This is a genomic window from Saccharomonospora iraqiensis subsp. paurometabolica YIM 90007 (assembly GCF_000231035.2).
Classification (GTDB): domain Bacteria; phylum Actinomycetota; class Actinomycetes; order Mycobacteriales; family Pseudonocardiaceae; genus Saccharomonospora; species Saccharomonospora paurometabolica.
Map to the genome: position 1 here is coordinate 56,453 of NZ_KI912213.1, position 3,657 is coordinate 60,109.

5 protein-coding genes are annotated in these 3,657 nt (G+C 73.5%); 3 read left to right on the forward strand and 2 right to left on the reverse strand.

Annotated features, from left to right (window positions below; genetic code table 11):
* The 3 genes from SACPADRAFT_RS0204875 to SACPADRAFT_RS0204885 all read left to right on the forward strand — a co-directional run.
* Positions 1-609: Lhr family helicase (locus SACPADRAFT_RS0204875; RefSeq protein WP_007026910.1), on the forward strand; the 609-nt coding region annotated here is incomplete at its 5' end.
* Positions 610-669: 60 nt separating this feature from the next.
* Positions 670-1,170, forward strand: coding sequence for a peptide deformylase (gene def / locus SACPADRAFT_RS0204880; protein WP_007026909.1), 501 nt, complete (start codon positions 670-672; stop codon positions 1,168-1,170).
* Between the two features lie 119 nt (positions 1,171-1,289).
* Positions 1,290-1,997 carry a VldE C-terminal domain-containing protein gene (locus SACPADRAFT_RS0204885; RefSeq protein WP_007026908.1) on the forward strand — a complete coding sequence of 236 codons (708 nt, stop codon included), beginning with the start codon at positions 1,290-1,292 and terminating at the stop codon, positions 1,995-1,997.
* On the opposite strand, the gene SACPADRAFT_RS0204890 is transcribed toward SACPADRAFT_RS0204885, so the two are convergent.
* Together SACPADRAFT_RS0204890 and SACPADRAFT_RS0204895 are read right to left on the reverse strand one after the other, a co-directional pair.
* Positions 1,946-2,647 (reverse strand): ACT domain-containing protein, encoded by a 702-nt coding sequence (locus SACPADRAFT_RS0204890; protein ID WP_007026907.1) that lies wholly within the window; start codon positions 2,645-2,647, stop codon positions 1,946-1,948. The two genes, SACPADRAFT_RS0204885 and SACPADRAFT_RS0204890, sit on opposite strands and share 52 nt — an antisense overlap.
* Positions 2,648-2,768: 121 nt before the next feature.
* Complete coding sequence (locus SACPADRAFT_RS0204895; protein WP_007026906.1) at positions 2,769-3,542, reverse strand: maleylpyruvate isomerase family mycothiol-dependent enzyme; 774 nt, start codon at positions 3,540-3,542, stop codon at positions 2,769-2,771.
* Positions 3,543-3,657 lie beyond the last annotated feature (115 nt).

The following is a 3,657-nucleotide window of genomic DNA, read 5'->3' on the forward strand; positions in this document are numbered from 1 at the left end:
GCACACGCGCGGACCGAGTCCTTCCTCGAACGGCACGGGGTGCTCACCCGCACGGCGCTGGAGACCGAGCGGGTCACCGGGGGCTTCTCCGGGATCTACACGGTGCTGCGGGGTATGGAGGACTCCGGGCAGGTCGTGCGCGGCTACGTCGTGGAGGGCCTCGGCGCCGCGCAGTTCGCGGCGCGCGGCGCGGTGGACCGCCTGCGGGCGTGGTCGGAGGCGGGTGGTTGGGAGTCCGACCGGCAGGCCGTGGTGCTGGCGGCGGCCGACCCGGCCCAGCCGTACGGTGCGGCGTTGCCGTGGCCCGCGGTGCTCGGGGACACGAAACACCGGCCGGCCCGTAAGGCGGGGGCGCTGGCCGTGCTGGTGGACGGGATGCCCGCGCTCTACGTCGAACGGGGTGGCCGGTCGCTGCTGTCGTTCACCGAGGACCGTGCGACGTTGCACGCGGCGGCGACGGCGCTGTCCGCGGCGGTGCGGGACGGCTGGCTCGGCCGGTTGCAGGTACAGAAGGCCGACGGGGAGCGCGCGCTGACCTCCGGTCTCGCGGAGGTGCTGCGGGAGGTGGGGTTCCGCGCGACCCCGGCGGGGCTGCGGCTGCGGGCGTGACCCCGGCGCGCCGTCCCGGCGGGCTAGGGTGAGCGCGACCAGGAAAGGACCAGACTTCCCATGACCGTACGTGACCTGCGTTATTTCGGTGACCCGGTGCTGAAGACGGTGGCCGACCCGGTCACCACGTTCGACCGGACCACGAAGGCACTGGTGGACGATCTGCTCGACACCGTCGAACTGCCGGGCCGGGCGGGGCTGGCCGCGCCGCAGATCGGCGTGGGCCTGCGCGCGTTCAGCTACCGGGTCGACGACGCCGTGGGATACGTGCTCAACCCGGTCCTGGTCGAGGTGTCCGGGGAGACCCACCTGCTCGACGAGGGCTGTCTGTCCGTGCCGGAGCTGAGTTTCCCGACCGAGCGGGCACGCCGGGCCGTCGTGCGTGGTGTCGACCTCGACAACGAGCCCGTCACCGTGGAGGGGACCGGTGTGCTGGCGCAGTGTCTGCAGCACGAGGTGGACCACCTCGACGGTGTGCTGTATCTGGACCGGCTCACGACCGAGCGGCGACGGCAGGCGTTCCGCGAGGCGCGGCGGCACGACTGGTTCTGGTCCGTATAGGACCGACACGCGCCGTGACCAGCGGCGTTATTGATCTGTGTCCGTCACCACTCCCTCGTGACACTTTCGTTGCCGGTTCTTAATCTGACCGCCATCGCCGTCACCGGAATGAGGGAAAGATGGCTGGTCGACACCGCGCCCAACCACGGAGGCCGTGGGCCAAACCCACGGCGGTCGGACTTCTCGCCGCCACCGCACTGGTCGGCACCATGGCTCTGACGGACACCGCGCCGCCCGAGAAGGACCACACCACGGCGGTGGCCGCGGTCGCCGCCGGTCTGCCCACCCCGTCGTCCACCCCGGCACGGTCCCGGTCGACCGACCCCACGTCGAGCACCGCGGAGAGCACCACCCCGGAGAGCACGACCACCACGTCGACCACCTCCACGGAACCGGAGACGACCGGGCAGGCTCCGGAGGAGGAGACCACCGAGGCCGCCGCGACCGCCGGGGCCGAGGCGACGGTGGAGTCGTGCCCGACCGGGCTGGAGGGCACCGTCCCCCACGTCGCACAGGTCGGCAACCACCTGCTGGAGCGGTTCTCCGTCGACTCGGTGGGTGGCCGGGCGCCCCGGTCGAACCCCAGCGACCATCCCGCCGGGCTCGCCCTCGATCTCATGGTGGGCGTGTCCTCCGGCGACGCGCTGGCCGACTACGTGGTCGAGCACCGCGACGAGTTCGGGGTCAAGTACGTCATCTGGCGGCAACGCATCAACCACGGCGCCGGATGGTCCGCGATGGCCGACCGCGGCAGTGCCACGGCGAACCACATGGATCACGTCCACGTCTCGTTCCGCAGTGGCGTGGACGTCTCGGTCACCTGCTGAGGGCCGTCCCGGCCCGCGGCGGACTGTGCCGGGAGTCCACCACGGGCCGCGTCGACCAGGTCGAGCAACGCGCGCACACGGGCGAGTTCCAGCTGCGTGAACGGTGCCCACACCCGGCTCAGGACGAGCATCCGCCCGGAGCGGTCCGGCAGGACGGCACGGTGGCCCCCGTCGGTCCGCTCCGCCTCCGCCGTGTCCGCGGGGACGACGGCCACCCGCGCGGGCGAGACGAGCGCGGAGACGGCGTCGATCACCGGCCCGGTGCTGTGGGGCGGGCCGGGCCCGGCGAGCATCCGGGCCGCCGTGCCCAGTGCCGCGGTGACCGGGTCGACGAGGTCGTGCACGTCGGCCTCGGTGATCCCGACACATTCGTACCCTTCGTCCTCGACGGCACGAAGGAGATGTCCCGGGGGCAGGCCGACGGCGGGGCGGACGACGATCTCGTCGAGCACCCCACCCGGGACCGGCAACACCGCCAGTCCGAGGATGTTGCACTCCAGATCGGCGAGCCTGCCCGCCACACGGGCGAGGGTTCCCGGGTCGTCGTCCATCCGGATGCGCACCCGCCACGCGGGCGTGGCCGCGAGCCGTCGCGCAGGGTGACCGTCCGTCGGCGGGGAAGGGACCCCGTGGTTCGTGTTCCCGTCCATACCCGGCACCCTGCCGGACCGGTGTTGCGGGTCGACGACATCGACATTGCGTCCACGTCAGCTCGCGCCGGACAACGGGCGGACCGTGTTACGCCGTCGAAAGGCCAGGGCACGGGACGCCTCAGCGTGTGGCCAGCCGCAGGAGTGCCCACATCTGGGCGACGGCGTCGTCGTCGCCGTCGACGGTGACCGAACCGGGCCCTTCCCTGCCCCACAACCACAGGTAGACCCGGGTGACGGCGCCGGACACGACCGCGTCGACGCGGTCGTCCGGTCCGGCCGGAGCACCGTCCCCGCCGACCACCACCGCCCCGTCGGGTCCGGCGTGGGTGAGCCACCTGCGCCCCGCCGTGTCCACCGCCACCGCGGCCGGTCTGGTGCCGGTGACCCCCATCCGCCCCAGCCGGTGGCCGAACCACAGGTTCACCGCCTCGTCCACTCCGTCCACGGCGACCTCGTCGGCGATCGGGGACGGCTCCGGCCCCGCGGCGCGTTCCACGTCCACACGGTGCACGGTCACCTCGTGCAGCATGCGTCGGCGCCAGAATCCGAACGTCCGGTCGGTGTCCCACCACGTGGCCGCGGGCTCGGCGGGCCCGTGCGCGGCGAGCAGATCCCGCAGCGCGGACACCCCGTCCCGGAGGTAGGCCTGCGGCGTCTGTCCCGCGGCCGGGGCCCTCCGCCAGTCCCGGGGTGCCTGACCCTCCCGGAGCCACCCGGAGGCGGCCCGCGCGACGCTGCCCACGTGCCGCACGACCTCCCCGACCGTCCATCCCGGACACGTGGGCACGACCGTCTCCGGCGGTACCGTGTCCGCCGACCGCACCAGGAGCTCCACCTCGTGGTCGAGCGCGTCGAGCATCCGTCCGTGGTCGGTCGGGGTACGTGCCGACATCACGTCCTCCGGCCCCGTTCCGGCCCGGTCCCCCCGCACCGCACCGCGGGTCCGTCCGCCACCGTCCGCCCGTCCGACGCCGCAGGTCCGGCCGACACCGCGGGCCCGGCCGACA